The organism is Citrobacter sp. 50677481 (genome assembly GCF_001463265.1).
GTDB lineage: Bacteria > Pseudomonadota > Gammaproteobacteria > Enterobacterales > Enterobacteriaceae > Citrobacter_A > Citrobacter_A sedlakii.
Genome location: NZ_LNHZ01000061.1, coordinates 516318 through 531808, shown reverse-complemented (window position 1 = coordinate 531808; position 15491 = coordinate 516318). Strand labels below are relative to the sequence as shown.

Genomic DNA, 15491 nt, shown 5'->3' with positions numbered 1-15491 from the left:
TTCAATGTGGTGAAGAATGGATACCCCGCACCCGCAACCTCTGTTTGCGCGTAAAAATATTGTCTACCTGAGCGCCGCGTTTTGCTGCCTGTTATGGGGGAGCGCCTACCCGGCGATTAAAAGCGGCTATGAGATCTTCCAGATCGCAACCGATGATATTCCTTCAAAAATTGTTTTTGCCGGTTACCGCTTCCTGTTTGCCGGTCTGCTGCTTTTGCTGCTGGCCATGGCGCAGCGTAAGCCCATCGGCAGATTACGTTCTCGCCAGTTCGGCCAGCTCACGTTACTGGGGCTGACGCAGACCTCTTTACAGTACATCTTCTTTTATATTGGCCTGGCTTTCACCACCGGGGTGAAAGGCTCGATCATGAATGCGACAGGCACCTTCTTTAGCGTACTGCTGGCGCACTTCATCTACCAGAATGACAAGCTGAGCTATAACAAAACACTGGGTTGTATCCTCGGCTTCGCGGGAGTGATGGTGGTGAATTTCAGCAGCGGGCTGGACTTCAGTTTTAGCCTGCTGGGCGACGGGTCTGTTGTCCTGGCGGCATTTATCCTTTCCGCCGCCACGCTTTACGGCAAGCGCATCTCGCAGACGGTTGACCCTACGGTAATGACCGGTTACCAGTTGGGGATTGGCGGCCTGGCGCTGATCGCTGGCGGTTACGCGTTTGGCGGCACGCTCACCGTCCACGGGTTTTCATCTGTCGCGATTCTCGGTTATCTGACATTACTCTCGTCGGTAGCGTTTGCACTGTGGAGCATTTTGCTCAAATACAACCGGGTGGGAATGATTGCACCGTTTAACTTCTTGATTCCCGTTTCCGGAGCGGTGCTGTCGGCAGTGTTTCTTGGCGAGAATATTCTTGAATGGAAATACGCGATTGCGCTGGTGCTGGTGTGTTCGGGGATCTGGTGGGTCAATAAGGTGCGTAAAGCGTAAATCAGGCCCGGTGGCATACTGTCGCCGGGCATAGGTGATTATCGCGCCCGCAGGAAACTGCCGTCCGGCTGACGGGTGAACAGTACCTGCTGGTCATTGCCGGTATCGATGGTTAAGCCTGTCACTACGCCGTTCGCATTCTGGCGAATCTGCACTAACTGCCCTTCTTTAAGGGTGCTCAACGGCTTGCCTGCGCCTTCCACTTTTGCCATGGCATACACGTCTGTCGGCGGCAGCCCGTGGTCGCGGAACAACTGCGCCATCGTTTTACCAGAACCAACGCGGTAAGAACGCCATTGCTGATCGATCCCGCTGTCCGGCTGGAAAGGCTGCGTTTCCGGCTGGCCTTCCTGAATGGGTTCCGGCGCCACCGGTGCGACCTGTCCGGGATCGTTTTGCGGCGTGACGAGCTGCGCCTGCAGCTGTGCTTCGGTCGGTGGCTGAGACGGTGACTGAATATCCAGCTGCGCGTCACGGGTTACCGTAGGCGCAACGCTATTATCGTCGGAGGGAAGCAGGAAACCGATGACCAGCACCACTGCCGCAATAATAATGCCGCGGCGGTGCATCGGCGGAAGCGGGTCCATAAGGCGAAAATTGTCCGGTGCATGCCAGATTTTCGCCAGGGTAGGTTTTAGTTCAAAGCGCCCGGGCATGGCTTTCCTCCTGCTCCGCGTCTCGTTCCTCAATCATAGAGTATAGACAGCTAACGCTATGATGTTCGTGATATTACCCGCTTTTGATATATTCATACGGGATACCCCTATTGTTTCTTTTTCCCCAGGATTTGTCATCCACCCCATGACAACATTTTACCGCAGAGGGCGCGGCTGTTATGCTGCCCGCTACTTTAAATCCGATGAAAGGAAATACGATGGCAACCCCGACTTTTGACACTATCGAAGCGCAAGCAAGCTACGGCATTGGTTTGCAGGTAGGACAGCAACTGAGCGAATCCGGCCTGCAGGGGCTGTTGCCTGAAGCGCTGGTTGCAGGTATTGCCGATGCGCTGGAAGGTAAACAACCGGCTGTTCCGGTTGACGTGGTGCACCGCGCGCTGCGTGAAATTCATGAGCGTGCTGATGCCGTACGTCGCGAACGTTTCCAGGCGATGGCCGCGGAAGGCGTGAAGTATCTGGAAGAAAACCGTGAGAAAGAGGGTGTGAGCAGCACCGAATCCGGTCTGCAATTCCGCGTACTGACCCAGGGTGAAGGTCCGATTCCGGCCCGTACTGACCGCGTTCGCGTGCATTATACCGGCAAGCTGATTGACGGCACCGTATTCGACAGCTCCGTAGCGCGCGGCGAACCGGCTGAATTCCCGGTTAATGGCGTGATCGCCGGCTGGATTGAAGCGCTGACCTTAATGCCGGTCGGCTCGAAGTGGGAACTGACTATTCCTCATGAACTCGCCTACGGTGAACGCGGCGCGGGTGCCTCCATTCCGCCGTTCAGCACGCTGGTGTTTGACGTCGAGCTGCTGGAAATCCTGTAAGCAGAGTCTTCTGTTCCCTTCGGAAAAGAGGGGAACAGAAAATATGCAATAAAACCGCGTATTCGCCGAACATCGGCATTTTATCTTGCAAATGGTTCCGTTGCGTGTATTTTTGTGAGCTAATTCGCGTTATCAGAGTGATATGACACTCACTTTAAACATATAGTTAACATAATATTTAAATCTTAGTATTCATCCCGCCGATTCTTACCTAATATCGATGAGTCCTGACAACAGGATCGTCGTATCATACAGAAGCACAACAGACGCATTAAAGGCCGCAGAGCCTGCACAACACAGACAGGTACAGGAAGAATAAAACATGGTAGATCAGGTAAAAGTCGCCGCCGATGAACAGGCACCGGCTGAACAGTCGCTACGGCGCAATCTCACAAACCGACATATTCAGCTTATCGCCATTGGCGGGGCGATCGGTACGGGCCTCTTTATGGGGTCCGGCAAAACCATCAGCCTCGCCGGACCGTCGATCATTTTTGTTTATATGATCATCGGCTTTATGCTCTTCTTCGTCATGCGGGCGATGGGCGAGCTGCTGCTCTCAAATCTGGAATATAAATCTTTTAGTGACTTTGCTTCGGATCTGCTGGGACCGTGGGCAGGCTATTTTACCGGCTGGACCTACTGGTTCTGCTGGGTGGTGACCGGGATGGCGGACGTCGTGGCGATTACCGCTTATGCCCAGTTCTGGTTCCCGGGGCTTTCCGACTGGGTGGCCTCACTGGCTGTCGTGGTCTTGCTGCTGAGCCTTAACCTCGCCACCGTGAAAATGTTCGGTGAGATGGAGTTCTGGTTCGCGATGATTAAAATCGTCGCCATCGTCGCGCTGATTATCGTGGGGCTGGTGATGATCGCCATGCACTTTACATCACCGACCGGCGTCGAAGCGTCTTTTGCGCACCTGTGGAATGATGGCGGCTGGTTCCCGAAAGGCATCAGCGGCTTCTTTGCTGGCTTCCAGATTGCAGTGTTTGCGTTTGTTGGTATCGAACTGGTGGGGACAACGGCGGCTGAAACGAAAGATCCGGAGAAATCCCTGCCGCGCGCCATCAACTCCATTCCTGTTCGTATCATTATGTTCTACGTGTTCGCGCTGATCGTCATTATGTCCGTCACGCCGTGGAGCTCCGTGGTACCGGATAAGAGCCCGTTCGTTGAGCTGTTTGTACTGGTTGGTCTGCCTGCCGCGGCAAGCGTGATCAACTTCGTGGTGCTGACCTCTGCGGCCTCTTCGGCAAACAGCGGTGTGTTCTCGACCAGCCGCATGCTGTTCGGCCTGGCGCAGGAAGGGGTGGCGCCGAAAGCGTTCGCGAAGCTGTCTAAACGCGCGGTACCGGCCAAAGGGCTGACCTTCTCTTGCATCTGTCTGCTGGGCGGCGTGGTGATGCTGTACGTCAACCCGAGCGTGATTGGCGCGTTCACCATGATCACCACGGTGTCGGCAATCCTGTTTATGTTCGTGTGGACCATTATCCTGTGTTCATACCTGGTGTATCGCAAACAGCGTCCGCACCTGCATGAGAAATCGATCTATAAAATGCCGCTTGGCAAGCTGATGTGCTGGGTGTGCATGGCGTTCTTCGTGTTTGTGATCGTGCTGCTGACCCTGGAAGACGATACCCGTCAGGCGCTGCTCGTCACGCCGCTGTGGTTTATCGCCCTGGGACTGGGCTGGCTGTTTATCGGTAAGAGACGTATGGCAGGAATGCGTTAAATCGTATCGCCCGGTGGCGGCAACGCTTACCGGGCTCGCTTACTGGTACCGGTTGTAGGCCGGATTAGGCGTATCCGCCATCCGGCAAATCGCTTATTCCCCGGCTAAGGCACGCGGGAACAGGACATTATTCTCCAGACTGATGTGCTCCATCAGGTCATCAATCATCTCGTTAATCCCGTTGTACATCGCTTTCCAGGTGGTGCAGGCTTCCGGCGGAATGGTCACATTCTGCGTGGTATGCTTAATCACTTCCAGCAGTTCACCCGCCTCATCATGCTCGCTTTCCATCACGCTGATTGGCCCCATCGCCTGGCTGCCCATTCCCTGTTTGATCATTGGAAACAGGATCTGTTCTTCTTTCATCATGTGGCTCGACAGCTCCTGATGCAGCATAGTCAGGTACTTCGCCAGACCTTTCGGCACGTTTGGCTTATCAGCATGCACGCGTTCAACTTTGGTCGCCTGCAGGATCAGTTCCGGCAATTGCTCACGGTGTCTGTCGTGGTAGCGCACGATGATGTGGTTGATGATTTCGGCTAACGGCGCGGTACGCCAGTCTTTTTCAATGGGCTGTTCAGCCAGTTGGGCAAGCTGCGCCTCAATGGCGTCAACGTCCAGCTCTTTGCGAGCGGCCGCCCGCGCCAGCGTCTGCTTACCGCCGCAGCAGTAGTCCATATCATACTTACGAAACAGCGCCGACGCGCGAGGAATAGAAAGCGCCAGTTCACCTAAAGGTTGATCGCGATAAGCCATAGCCGTTACCTCATTTTGAATAATATAAGATGCATTTTAAATGCATCTTTAGGTGGGCGCTATAACCCTTTCGGGTCAGAGGATTTTGTGATGTCTGTCACGAAAAATTCTTTCGTTTTTAACGTACTGATACTTATCAGAAAGCGCGCCATTCTCCCATAAACGGAGTCCTGGCGAATTAAACAACCCGCGATCGCTGCCGATACCAAGTCCTCAGACAACACCTGCAACATAAAAGGCAAAAGATGTTTAAACGAATCAACGTGATCACTTTATTGATCGTGGTGCTACTCGCGCTCGGGGCGATGCAGCTTCTTTCGGCTGGCGTGTTTATTAACGCGCTGAAAAATGACAAACAAAATTTCACGGTGTCGCAACTTGCAAGCCAGAACGTGGCGGAATTTACCGATGCGTGGATCAGCCTCAATCAGGCGCGGGTAACGCTGAACCGGGGGATGCTGCGTTTGCAAAGCAGCATGGCAGGGCAGATCAACGGCGGCCAGCTCAGCGAACTGGTGAAAACTGCAGATGCTCTGCTGGCGAACGCAAAAAAACATTACGACACCTATTATGCGCTACCGGAAACGCCAGGGATGGACGAGCGCCTGGCGGACAGGCTGGAAGAACAGTACGGCATTTACTCAGCGACGCTGGCAAAAATGAACGCCTTGCTGGCGGAAGGCAAACTGGAAGAGATGTTTAAGCAGAACGCCGAACAGAAACAAACGGCAATGCAGAGCGTCTATCACGAATGGCGCACCGCGCAGGCGAAGCTCACCAGCGCGGGGATCAAGGATAACGAAAGCGACTATCAGCGCATTCTGTGGATTCTGTCCTTTATCCTGCTGGCGGTCGTGGTCGTCATCCTGATCAGTTGGATAGCGATGCAGCGCGTGCTGTTGAAGCCGCTGCATGAAGTGATGTCCCATATTCGCCATATCGCGTCCGGCGATCTCACGCACAGCATTGACGCGGAAGGCAACAACGAAATGGCGCTACTGGCGCGTAACGTACGCGATATGCAGCAGTCGCTGGCGAATACCGTCCGCGTGGTGCGCGATGGCGCCGATACGATCTACACCGGCGCCGGTGAGATTACGGCGGGCAGTAACGATCTCTCCTCACGTACTGAACAGCAGGCCGCTTCGCTGGAAGAAACCGCAGCCAGCATGGAGCAGTTGACCGCCACCGTCCGGCAGAATGCGGACAACGCCCGCCAGGCGACGCAACTGGCGAAGAACGCCTCGGGTACGGCGAAAAAGGGCGGTGAGGTCGTGGAAGGCGTCGTGCGCACCATGGATGAGATCGCCGCCAGTTCCAGCAAGATAGCCCAGATCACCAGCGTGATTGACGGCATTGCCTTCCAGACCAACATCCTGGCGCTTAACGCCGCGGTGGAAGCGGCGCGCGCAGGCGAGCAGGGGCGCGGATTCGCCGTGGTCGCTGGTGAAGTTCGTACGCTGGCGAGCCGCAGCGCCCAGGCCGCGAAAGAGATCAAGGCGCTGATTGAAGACTCTGGCGATCGGGTGAATGCCGGTTCCGCGCTGGTGCATGAAGCCGGTGAAACGATGAATGAGATTGTCAGCGCGGTCACCCGTGTGACCGACATCATGGGCGAAATCGCCTCTGCGTCGGATGAGCAGAGCCGGGGAATCGATCAGGTGGGACAGGCGGTGGCGGAGATGGATCGCGTGACTCAGCAGAACGCCTCGCTGGTGGAGGAGTCAGCGTCTGCCGCCGCCGCGCTGGAAGAACAGGCTGCGCGTCTGAATCAGACGGTAGCGGTATTTAAAGTATAAGCAGCAGCATTAACTGCAGGGCGGACACGCGCAGCGCTGTCCGGCCCATTTACATCTCCGGGACGGGCGCCACGCCGGGTTTTTCCGGTTTGGCTTTTACGGCGAGCACCACGCCGACAATGAGCAGCGCTATGCCGCTTAATGTCAGCAGCGGGGGAATGTCCTGACGCAGAATAAAGGTGTACAACAGGCCCGCCAGCGTCTCAAAAACAATTAATGGCCCAAGGATCACCGTCGGCAACCGTTGGCTGGCGATATTCCAGCACAGAGCCCCTACCCACGAGCACAGCACCGCAATTGCCACCATCAGGCCGATAAAGACCGCAGGTCGCGGGCCAAAGGGGAGCGCAAAGCCTGGGGTTTGGTTGTGTAGCCACAAGCAGGCGGCGATGTAGCCTGCGAAAGAGACGGGCAGGGTGACCAACGCCTGCGCTGTCGCCCACATCATTGGATGCTTGTCCGGATTTTCGCGCAGCCAGCGCGCATTACGCAGCGCATACCACGCCCAGCAGGCCACCGAAACCACCGCCAGCGCGATGCCAGAGCCATAGCGCCAGCCGCTGAAATTCGGCAGCCCCTGACCCAGCTCCGCGATATTCACACACAGCAGTCCGATGCCTGTCAACGCCAGTGAAGGGGCAAGGCGTCGCCAGGCGAGTCTGCCGTCGCGATGACTGTACAGCAGGTTAGCAAATACCGGAATGACGACCGGCAGCGTGCCGATAATCATCGTCGATACCGGCGCGCCGGTGCGCTGAATGGCGCTGGCGAGGCAGAGATAGTAAATCAGGTTGCCCATCATGGTCAGCGCCAGCGCGGTGAACCAGTCCTTTGAGGTCAATTGGCGAAGACGGGCGCGACCAAGCCAGGCGAGCGGCAGAGCGATCAGGCCCAGCGCCAGGTAACGCCCCATCGACTGCAGCATCGCCGGGTATTCCGGTACGATCAACGGCCCGACAAAAATCAGTCCCCACATTAACCCTGCCAGCAGGGCATATATCACGCCGCTAATCATTATGTTTCTCCCTCTGCTTTAACCCTGCGCCGAGTGTAGGCAGGGAAAACGCGGGCGTATTGTATGAGATTGCGCATTAGCGGGGGAAAACCTGTCTCTGGTAGCGCACGGGAGTGATGCCGTAGCGATGGGTAAAGGCGCGAGTCAGATGCGACTGGTCGGTAAGGCCAGCGGCGGCGGCCACTTCGGCGGCGGGCATCCCGAGAGTGAGAAAGGCTTTCGCCCTCCACAGGCGGATCGCCATCAGCATCTGATGCGGCGTGACGTGAAAATGCGCTTTGAACTGGCGCTGAAAATGCCAGGGACTGAGCGTCGCGACAGCGGCCAGTTCGCCTAAGGTGACCGGACGCATGTAGTTGTCGTGGAGATAATCGCGTACCCGCGCAAAGCGGTGCGCGCCTTCACGCGGCGCCCGCATCGGCTGCGCCAGCGGCCGGAAGGTATCGATTAAATCCAGCAACAGTCCTTTCTGCGCCAGCGGATCGTCGGTGTGCCACAAACCGTGGATCAGCGAGCAAATCTGGCGTGAACGCAAGGGATCGTGTCTTGTCACTTCGCGAAACCCCCAGTGGCGGATCCCCGTTATCTCTTCCAGCAGGGTGGGGTCAAGATAGATCATCCGGTAGCGCCAGCCATCGGCGGTTTCAGCTTCGCCGGTGTGCAGCTCGTCCGGATTCATGGTGATAACGGAATGGGCGGGCGCCAGATACTGGGTGCCGCGATAGCGAAAGCGCTCGGCTCCCGCCTCAATAGCCCCAATGCCGAAGGCTTCGTGGGTGTGGGGTTCGAAGGCGTAGCGAGAAATATGCGCATGATACAGTTCCACGCCCGGCACTTCCGCCAGATGGCGAAAACGGGCGCTGTCTTTCTCATCGCTGAATTGCTCAGGTACACCTTGCATGTCATCTCTCCCCACGCATCATCCTGCCATTATCAAAGAGGATACGTGAGGATGCCACCTAATTTAACTAATTTTTAACACTTGCAGCATGGTGCGAACGCTGTCGGCAAGCGTGGTGGTGGGACGACCAATCAGTTGGCTCAATGTACGGCTGTTATCGAACAGACCGCCTTCAGAAGCGCCAATATCCGAATCCGCCAGCATATCAGCCAGGCCAGCGGGCAGACCTGCCCCCCGCAGCGCCGCGGCGAAGTCCGCTTCACTCAGGTTCTGATAGACAATGTGTTTGCCGCTCTGTTGACTCAGTTCGTCAGCCAGTTGGCTCAGCGTCCAGGCGTCGTCCCCCGCCAGTTCATACACTTTTCCGGCATGGCCGTCGGTGCTGAGGACGCGCGCAGCGGCGGCGGCATAGTCAGCACGCGTCGCAGAGGCGATTTTGCCCTCGCCAGCGGCGCCGATAAACACGCCGTGCTCCAGCGCGGCGGGCGCGCTCGCCAGGTAGTTTTCGCTATACCAGCCGTTGCGCAGCAGCGTATACGGGATGCCGGATTCCGCCAGCATCTTCTCAGTCTCGACATGCTCAAGGTGCAGGCCGAGCGGGGAACGGTCTGCATGAAGCAGACTGGTGTAAGCGATAAATTTTACGCCTGCCGCTTTTGCCGCGTTAATCACATTACGGTGTTGCACAGCGCGCTGCCCGACCTCGCTTGACGAGATCAACAACAGCTTTTCGACGCCCTGTAGCGCGGTAGTGAAGGCGGCCTCATCGCTATAGTCTGCCTGGCGGACGGCGATTCCCCGCTGGCTTAGCGTCGTGGCCTTCGCCGGGTGACGCACAATCGCCACGACCTGGCTGGCGGGAACAGTTTTTAGCAGGCTTTCGATAACATGGTGGCCGAGTTGGCCGGTAGCGCCGGTGATGGCAATCATGGGGTGACTCCTTTACGTGTCTGTTGTGTTCCATTACGCTATCACCTAAACTTACTTTTAGTAAGTACGTACAAAAAGGTAAGTGTAAATGGGTAAATCCACTCTTTCTCAGCAGCTTCGCGACGGCAACCTGTTTGCCGAGCAGTGCCCTTCCCGCGACGTGCTTAAGCATGTCACCAGCCGTTGGGGCGTGTTAATTCTGGTTGCGCTGCGTGACGGCACGCACCGGTTTAGCGATCTGCGGCGCAAAATGGGGGGCGTGAGTGAAAAGATGCTGGCGCAGTCATTGCAGGCGCTGGAACGGGATGGGTTTATCAACCGGGTGTCCTATCCGGTGGTACCGCCGCATGTCGAGTATAGCCTGACGCCGCTTGGCGAGCAGGTAAGTGAAAAGGTCGCCGCGCTGGCGGACTGGATTGAGCTGAATTTACCGCAGGTGCTGGCGCTGCGGGAAGCGCGTGCGGCATGACGTCTTGCCGGATAAGCGCATGAACAGCGCAATCCGGCACGCCGCACAACGTTTACTTGCTCAAATCCACCTGATAAATCGCAAACCCAACGTCATCGGTAGCGACTTTTTGCATCGGATACTGCCCTTTCTCTTTAATAAATGCCGCCGCTTTCGCGGTGGGTGAGGTTTCAAAGCGAATATCCAGTTTGCGGTCGCTGTGAATCGGCGCCAGACGCCAGTTATTATCTGCTGCCGGGTGGATCTCGCCTGTACGCTTCGACTCCGCGCCGATCCACGCCGCCAGCACAGAACGGTTTTCATCCGGTGAGGCAAACGCGATATGGCTGTCGCCGGTTCCGGCGAACTTACCGCCGTATGCGCGATAGTTATTGGTGGCGACCAGGAAAAGCGCATTCGGGTCGATCGGCTTGCCGTTAAAGGTCAGGTTTTTGATGCGCTCGGCTTTTGGATTTACCGTCTGGCATTCGCCGTCGTAACGGGCGGGCTGGGAGACGTCAATCTGATAGTTCACGCCATCGATCACGTCGAAGTTATACGTGCGGAAACCGTCCCAGTTGATCAGCGACTGCGGTTTGCTGCTGTTGATATCAATCTGATTAAACTGCCCGGCGGCGCACTCCAGCCACTCTTTCACCTCTTTACCGCTGGCTTTCACCACCACCAGGGTGTTCGGATACAGGTACAGATCCGCGGCATTACGGAAGGTAAGCTGACCTTTTTCGACTTCGACAAAGCTGGCCGGATCGTTCTTACGTCCGCCCACTTTAAACGGCGCGGCGGCAGACAATACCGGCAGTTTCGCCAGATCCGGATCGCCCTGAATAAAGTGTTCCACATAGGCTTTCTGCGCGTTGTTCACTACTTGTACGGTCGGATCGTCCTGCACCAGCGCCAGAAAGCTGTACATGTTGTCGGCGGATTTGCCGATCGGTTTGCTGACGAAATCGCGGGTGGCGTCATGATCGCTTTTCAGAATCCGCACCAGCTTTTCATCTTCGGCGGCCAGCGACTTTTTCGCCGCGGGGTCGTAAATCGGGCGCGCTTCAGCTTTCGCTCCGGTTACCTGCCACTTTCCGCTGTCATTGTTAAGCACCAGATCCACAACCCCAAGATGATCGCCCCACATGCCCGGCATCACCGCTGGTATGCCGTTTAGCGTGCCCTTAGCGATATCTGCGCCTTTGATACCGGCAAAGTCTTTGCCCGGAAAGACCGCGTGCGCGTGACCAAACATAATGGCGTTAATGCCCGGCACGTCGCTGAGATAATAAACGGAGTTTTCCGCCATGCTCTGGTACGGGTCGGCGGAAAGGCCGGAGTGAGCAATCGCCACGACGATATCCGCCCCTTTCTCGCGCATTTCCGGCACGTATTTCCGCGCGGTTTCGGTAATATCATTCACCGTCACTTTGCCGCTCAGGTTGGCTTTATCCCAGGTCATGATTTGCGGCGGCACAAAGCCGATATAGCCGATTTTCAGGGTTTGCGTATGGCCTTCGTTATCCACCACGTCCGTTTCTTTAATCAGATACGGCGTAAACAGCGGCTTTTGTGTTTTCACGTCGATGATATTGGCGTTGACGTAGGGGAACGTGGCGCCAGCCAGCGCCTTGTGCAGGTAATCCAGCCCGTAGTTAAACTCGTGGTTGCCAAGATTACCGACCGCGTAGTCCAGCGTGTTCATCGCTTTATAGACCGGGTGAATATCGCCGTCCTTTAGCCCCTTCGCCGCCATGTAGTCACCTAAGGGACTTCCCTGAATCAGATCGCCGTTGTCGACCAGTACGCTGTTTTGCACTTCGCCACGCGCTGCGTTGATCAGGCTTGCGGTGCGTACCAGACCGAATTTTTCGGTCGGCGTATCCTTGTAATAATCGAAATCCATCATATTGCTATGCAGATCGGTGGTTTCCATTATTCGCAGATCGACCGTCGCGGCGTTCACGCTGGCCGCGATCAGCGTGGCCAAAAGCGTTACACTAAACTTAATCATCAGGGGCATCCTTTTTTAGATCGAGGCCACAAAAGAAAATGTATATAAATTTTCTTTCTTACAGAACTGTGAATCATGACATGAAAAGCGGCGGCAAAAACGCAGACGCTATCACAGTTGGCGGATCCTCCTGCAATGGGGTATAAGTAAAACAACGAGTTAACACCACTGTACGAAAACGAGGTGGAGAATGTTAGAACAAGTCTGTCAGCTTGCACGGAACGCGGGCGATGCCATTATGCAGGTTTATGATGGAATCAAACCGATGGAGATCGTTAGCAAGCAGGACGATTCTCCCGTCACCGCAGCGGACATCGCCGCGCACGCCGTCATCGTTGAAGGGTTAAAGACGTTAACGCCGGACATCCCGGTTCTGTCGGAAGAAGATCCTCCCGCCTGGGAAGTGCGTCAGCACTGGCAGCGCTACTGGCTGGTGGACCCGCTGGACGGCACCAAAGAGTTTATCAAACGCAATGGCGAATTCACCGTCAACATCGCGCTGATCGATAACGGTAAACCGGTGCTGGGCGTGGTTTATGCGCCGGTGATGAAGGTGATGTATAGCGCCGCTGAGGGCAAGGCCTGGAAAGAGGAATGCAGCGTACGCAAACCGATCCAGGTACGCGATGCGCGTCCGCCGCTGGTAGTCATTAGCCGCTCGCACACGGATAACGAACTGAAAGAGTATCTTCAGCAGTTGGGCGAACACCAGACCACGTCGATCGGTTCGTCGTTAAAATTCTGTCTGGTGGCAGAAGGACAGGCGCAGTTGTACCCACGCTTCGGACCGACCTGCATCTGGGATACCGCCGCTGGCCATGCGGTTGCCGCCGCCGCCGGGGCGCACGTTCACGACTGGCAGGGCAAACCGCTGGACTACACCCCGCGTGAATCGTTCCTCAACCCCGGCTTCCGGGTGTCTATTTACTGAGTAATTTATGCAGCAGGGCGATCACCTGCTGCACATCTTGTTGGCTTAACGCACCGTCTTTGGCCCACTGCACACGACCTTCTTTATCCAGCACCACAATGGCGGAGCTTTCTTCCTCCAGTTGCCAGGCCTTACGCGCTACGCCGTTGCTGTCGACAATAAATTGCGACCACGGGTAGAGCTTCTTATTGCTCTCCAGGCTGCTACGCACAAACATGCCGGAGCCGGGAATGGCGTCATCGGTGTTCACGATAGTGGTGGTCTGGTAGGTATCGTGGGGCAGTTTTGCCGATTTAATCGCCTCTATCAGCGTGGCGTTCTTCTCTTTAGCCGAGGTGCGTCCCGCGATGTGCTGGAGGATGCGCACTTTGCCCGGCAGTTGCGCGCTGTTCCACTTTTTGTAGCTGAACGTATCGTTTTCCAGCACCAGCTCGCTGCGATCGGCTATTCCCACCGCCGGTACGCGTTGGTTGATTTCGAAGCTATGGGCGGAAGCCATCATCGGCGCTAACAGGCATGCCAGCGCCAGAATCTTACGTAGGGTCATGGTGTTTCCTTTTTCTTGTTTGCAGGTGATCCGACCACTTTGGGCCGCTGTTTAATCATATGTGCGAATGATGCTTTTTCCCGTAAACGCGGCGTCAGTTTGCGGACGGGCGCACAAATCCTGCGAAAAACGACGTCTTATACTGAAGGCATCGGCAGCAATCAAAGATGATTCTGATTAACTGTAATAAAAAGGTAAATAAACTTATACACGCTGGAAACATCGTACAGATAGTCTATAGTCAAATGGCATTAAAATTTGCGCCTTAGAACTGTTGGGCCGATTGTGGCACCGCAAGGGCGTAAGACTTACGCAGGAGACAACAATGAAAATTTTCCAACGGTACAACCCACTGCAGGTGGCGAAGTACGTGAAGATCCTGTTCCGCGGACGGTTATATATCAAGGACGTTGGCGCTTTTGAGTTCGATAAGGGTAAGATTCTTATCCCAAAAGTGAAGGACAAACAGCATCTTTCTGTGATGTCCGAAGTTAACCGTCAGGTTCTGCGTCTGCAAACTGAGATGGCTTAACCAAAGTGCTATGCAGTTGTGTTACGTAGTAAATGAACGGCTCCCGATGGGAGCCGTTGATGTTTGTGGGATCAGGAGGCGTGGGCCTCGTCCTTCGCATCGGGCAGTTTCGGCGTCAGGACGTTGGGTTTGCTGTCCAGACGGGTCACCAGCAGCTGGTCGATACGGTAGTTGTCGATATCCACCACTTCGAATTTGTAGCCGGAAAACTTCACCGAATCGGTACGTTTTGGGATCTTCCGCAGCATAAACATCATAAAGCCGCCGATGGTCTCGTAGTTGCCCGACTGCGGGAACTCGTCAATATCCAGCACGCGCATCACGTCGTCGATTGGCGTACCGCCGTCGATCAACCATGAGTTCTCGTCGCGCGCCACAATCTGCTCTTCCAGCCCCTGACCGACCAGATCGCCCATCAACGTGGTCATCACGTCATTCAGAGTGATAATACCCACCACCAGCGCGTATTCGTTCATGATCACCGCGAAGTCTTCCCCGGCAGTTTTGAAACTTTCCAGCGCCTCGGAGAGGGTCAGAGTATCGGGAACAATGAGCGTATTGCGGATCTGCACGCCGCTGTTCAGCGCCATGCTTTGATTCGCCAGCACCCGGTTCAGCAGATCTTTTGAGTCCACGTAGCCAATGATATGGTCGATATCTTCATTACATACCAGAAACTTAGAGTGCGGATGCTCCGCGACTTTGGTTTTCAGGCTTTGCTCATCTTCGTGCAGATCAAACCAGATTACGTTTTCACGTGAGGTCATGGAAGACGGCACGGTACGCGACTCCAGCTCAAAGACATTTTCAATCAGCTCATGTTCCTGCTTACGCAGCACACCCGCGAGCGCCCCGGCTTCCACCACGGCGTAGATATCGTCAGAGGTGATGTCATCTTTACGCACCATCGGCAGTTTGAAGATGCGGAAGATCACGTTCGCCAGCCCGTTGAAGAACCACACCAGCGGGGTGAACACAAACAGACAGAAGCGCATCGGGTTGATGATACGCAAAGCCACTGCTTCTGGCGCAATCATACCGATGCGTTTCGGGGTTAAGTCCGCGAAGAGAATAAACATGCCGGTTACCAGCGAGAAAGAGAGAATAAAGCTCAACTGCTCGGAGAGTTCCGCTGACATGTACCGGGAAAACAGCGAGTGAAATGCCGGAGAAAAAGCGGCGTCGCCGACGATACCGCCCAAAATGGCGACTGCGTTCAGGCCAATTTGCACCACGGTAAAGAACATGCCGGGATTTTCCTGCATCTTCAGAACGCGCTGCGCATTAAGATTGCCTTCATCGGCCAGCAGCTTCAGTTTGATTTTACGTGAGGCGGCAAGCGAGATCTCGGATATCGAGAAGAACGCACTCACAGCGATCAGGCAAAGAATGATAAAAATACTGTTTAACATATCTTATCCGACCGTTCAGGTCAGATCCTC

Annotated in this window: 15 protein-coding genes; 7 read left to right on the top strand and 8 right to left on the bottom strand. The window is 55.5% G+C overall.

Features of this window, described 5'->3' with window-relative positions; genetic code table 11:
* Positions 1-16 precede the first annotated feature (16 nt).
* Positions 17-946, top strand: coding sequence for a DMT family transporter (locus APU02_RS19055; RefSeq protein ID WP_042289528.1), 930 nt, complete (start codon positions 17-19; stop codon positions 944-946).
* A 38-nt stretch (positions 947-984) separates the two neighbouring features.
* Here APU02_RS19055 and APU02_RS19050 read toward each other — a convergent pair whose 3' ends face one another.
* Entirely contained in the window at positions 985-1602 is a 618-nt protein-coding gene (locus APU02_RS19050) for an OapA family protein (RefSeq protein ID WP_060570930.1), read from the bottom strand.
* Positions 1603-1820: 218 nt separating this feature from the next.
* Between APU02_RS19050 and fklB the strand changes: the two genes are divergently transcribed.
* Together fklB and cycA are read left to right on the top strand one after the other, a co-directional pair.
* Positions 1821-2441, top strand: coding sequence for an FKBP-type peptidyl-prolyl cis-trans isomerase (gene fklB / locus APU02_RS19045; protein ID WP_042289524.1), 621 nt, complete (start codon positions 1821-1823; stop codon positions 2439-2441).
* Between the two features lie 322 nt (positions 2442-2763).
* Complete coding sequence (gene cycA, locus APU02_RS19040; RefSeq protein WP_042289521.1) at positions 2764-4173, top strand: D-serine/D-alanine/glycine transporter; 1410 nt, start codon at positions 2764-2766, stop codon at positions 4171-4173.
* A 93-nt stretch (positions 4174-4266) separates the two neighbouring features.
* On the opposite strand, the gene ytfE is transcribed toward cycA, so the two are convergent.
* Positions 4267-4929, bottom strand: a complete 663-nt coding sequence (gene ytfE, locus APU02_RS19035; RefSeq protein WP_042289519.1) for an iron-sulfur cluster repair protein YtfE — start codon at positions 4927-4929, stop codon at positions 4267-4269.
* Positions 4930-5174: 245 nt separating this feature from the next.
* On the opposite strand from ytfE, the gene APU02_RS19030 reads away from it, so the two are divergent.
* On the top strand, positions 5175-6728 hold the full coding sequence (locus tag APU02_RS19030; RefSeq protein ID WP_060570929.1) for a methyl-accepting chemotaxis protein: 1554 nt from the start codon (positions 5175-5177) through the stop codon (positions 6726-6728).
* A 49-nt stretch (positions 6729-6777) separates the two neighbouring features.
* Here APU02_RS19030 and APU02_RS19025 read toward each other — a convergent pair whose 3' ends face one another.
* The 3 genes from APU02_RS19025 to APU02_RS19015 all read right to left on the bottom strand — a co-directional run bounded on the left by APU02_RS19025 (position 6778) and on the right by APU02_RS19015 (position 9574).
* A complete protein-coding gene (locus APU02_RS19025; RefSeq protein ID WP_060570928.1) occupies positions 6778-7743 on the bottom strand; it encodes a DMT family transporter in 966 nt (321 codons plus the stop codon).
* Between the two features lie 76 nt (positions 7744-7819).
* A complete protein-coding gene (locus APU02_RS19020) occupies positions 7820-8644 on the bottom strand; it encodes an AraC family transcriptional regulator (RefSeq protein WP_060570927.1) in 825 nt (274 codons plus the stop codon).
* 63 nt (positions 8645-8707) lie between these two features.
* Positions 8708-9574 carry an SDR family oxidoreductase gene (locus tag APU02_RS19015; RefSeq protein ID WP_060570926.1) on the bottom strand — a complete coding sequence of 289 codons (867 nt, stop codon included), beginning with the start codon at positions 9572-9574 and terminating at the stop codon, positions 8708-8710.
* A gap of 88 nt (positions 9575-9662) precedes the next feature.
* On the opposite strand from APU02_RS19015, the gene APU02_RS19010 reads away from it, so the two are divergent.
* Positions 9663-10043, top strand: coding sequence for a helix-turn-helix domain-containing protein (locus APU02_RS19010; protein ID WP_060570925.1), 381 nt, complete (start codon positions 9663-9665; stop codon positions 10041-10043).
* A 52-nt stretch (positions 10044-10095) separates the two neighbouring features.
* Here the strand turns inward: APU02_RS19010 and APU02_RS19005 are convergent, their stop codons facing one another.
* Positions 10096-12039 carry a bifunctional 2',3'-cyclic-nucleotide 2'-phosphodiesterase/3'-nucleotidase gene (locus APU02_RS19005; RefSeq protein WP_042289506.1) on the bottom strand — a complete coding sequence of 648 codons (1944 nt, stop codon included), beginning with the start codon at positions 12037-12039 and terminating at the stop codon, positions 10096-10098.
* A 190-nt stretch (positions 12040-12229) separates the two neighbouring features.
* Here APU02_RS19005 and cysQ point away from each other — a divergent pair, with 190 nt between their 5' ends.
* Positions 12230-12970 carry a 3'(2'),5'-bisphosphate nucleotidase CysQ gene (gene cysQ / locus APU02_RS19000; RefSeq protein WP_042289503.1) on the top strand — a complete coding sequence of 247 codons (741 nt, stop codon included), beginning with the start codon at positions 12230-12232 and terminating at the stop codon, positions 12968-12970.
* On the opposite strand, the gene APU02_RS18995 is transcribed toward cysQ, so the two are convergent.
* Positions 12960-13517, bottom strand: a complete 558-nt coding sequence (locus APU02_RS18995; protein ID WP_060570924.1) for a YtfJ family protein — start codon at positions 13515-13517, stop codon at positions 12960-12962. The genes cysQ and APU02_RS18995 overlap by 11 nt on opposite strands.
* Before the next feature lie 325 nt (positions 13518-13842).
* Between APU02_RS18995 and APU02_RS18990 the strand changes: the two genes are divergently transcribed.
* Positions 13843-14049, top strand: coding sequence for a DUF1107 domain-containing protein (locus tag APU02_RS18990; RefSeq protein ID WP_004857160.1), 207 nt, complete (start codon positions 13843-13845; stop codon positions 14047-14049).
* A 71-nt stretch (positions 14050-14120) separates the two neighbouring features.
* Here the strand turns inward: APU02_RS18990 and APU02_RS18985 are convergent, their stop codons facing one another.
* The gene (locus APU02_RS18985; RefSeq protein ID WP_060570923.1) at positions 14121-15461 is read right to left on the bottom strand and encodes a hemolysin family protein; all 1341 of its coding nucleotides are present in this window, start codon (positions 15459-15461) and stop codon (positions 14121-14123) included.
* Positions 15462-15491: the final 30 nt, after the last annotated feature.

Bases quoted from the DNA above. Each gene is read 5' to 3' on its own strand.
- APU02_RS19015 (WP_060570926.1), bottom strand. From the start codon at position 9,574: ATGATTGCCATCACCGGCGCTACCGGCCAACTCGGCCACCATGTTATC.
- APU02_RS19010 (WP_060570925.1), top strand. From the start codon at position 9,663: ATGGGTAAATCCACTCTTTCTCAGCAGCTTCGCGACGGCAACCTGTTT.
- fklB (WP_042289524.1), top strand. From the start codon at position 1,821: ATGGCAACCCCGACTTTTGACACTATCGAAGCGCAAGCAAGCTACGGC.
- cysQ (WP_042289503.1), top strand. From the start codon at position 12,230: ATGTTAGAACAAGTCTGTCAGCTTGCACGGAACGCGGGCGATGCCATT.
- APU02_RS19020 (WP_060570927.1), bottom strand. From the start codon at position 8,644: ATGCAAGGTGTACCTGAGCAATTCAGCGATGAGAAAGACAGCGCCCGT.
- APU02_RS19005 (WP_042289506.1), bottom strand. From the start codon at position 12,039: ATGATTAAGTTTAGTGTAACGCTTTTGGCCACGCTGATCGCGGCCAGC.
- APU02_RS19050 (WP_060570930.1), bottom strand. From the start codon at position 1,602: ATGCCCGGGCGCTTTGAACTAAAACCTACCCTGGCGAAAATCTGGCAT.
- APU02_RS18995 (WP_060570924.1), bottom strand. From the start codon at position 13,517: ATGACCCTACGTAAGATTCTGGCGCTGGCATGCCTGTTAGCGCCGATG.
- APU02_RS19055 (WP_042289528.1), top strand. From the start codon at position 17: ATGGATACCCCGCACCCGCAACCTCTGTTTGCGCGTAAAAATATTGTC.
- APU02_RS18985 (WP_060570923.1), bottom strand. From the start codon at position 15,461: ATGTTAAACAGTATTTTTATCATTCTTTGCCTGATCGCTGTGAGTGCG.
- cycA (WP_042289521.1), top strand. From the start codon at position 2,764: ATGGTAGATCAGGTAAAAGTCGCCGCCGATGAACAGGCACCGGCTGAA.
- APU02_RS19030 (WP_060570929.1), top strand. From the start codon at position 5,175: ATGTTTAAACGAATCAACGTGATCACTTTATTGATCGTGGTGCTACTC.
- ytfE (WP_042289519.1), bottom strand. From the start codon at position 4,929: ATGGCTTATCGCGATCAACCTTTAGGTGAACTGGCGCTTTCTATTCCT.
- APU02_RS19025 (WP_060570928.1), bottom strand. From the start codon at position 7,743: ATGATTAGCGGCGTGATATATGCCCTGCTGGCAGGGTTAATGTGGGGA.
- APU02_RS18990 (WP_004857160.1), top strand. From the start codon at position 13,843: ATGAAAATTTTCCAACGGTACAACCCACTGCAGGTGGCGAAGTACGTG.